Source organism: Belnapia mucosa, assembly GCF_016775475.1.
GTDB lineage: Bacteria > Pseudomonadota > Alphaproteobacteria > Acetobacterales > Acetobacteraceae > Belnapia > Belnapia mucosa.
The window spans coordinates 1-234 of record NZ_JAEUXJ010000153.1 but is presented as its reverse complement, the minus strand read 5'-3'; the positions used below and the strand labels follow the sequence as shown (position 1 = coordinate 234).

Annotated in this window: 1 protein-coding gene; it reads right to left on the bottom strand. The window is 62.4% G+C overall.

From position 1 onward, the window contains the following. Positions 1-234: 2,3-bisphosphoglycerate-dependent phosphoglycerate mutase (locus tag JMJ55_RS30735; protein WP_202829385.1), on the bottom strand; the 234-nt coding region annotated here is incomplete at both ends.

The window sequence follows — 234 nt, the reverse complement described above, 5'->3', positions numbered from 1 at the left end:
CGTACTTCTCCTTGGTCTCAGCCTTGTTGAGACCCTGCAGCGCACCGTAGTGACGCTCGTTGAGGCGCCAGGAGCGATGCACCGGGATCCAATGGCGGTCGCAGCCGTCAAGGGCTAGGTAGGCGGTATGGATAGCACGACGTAGCAGCGAGGTGTGGACGATATCGGGCAGGAGGTTTTCCTGCTTGAGCAGGTCGGCGGCGTGACGAGCCTCGCCCTCGCCCTTCTCGTTGA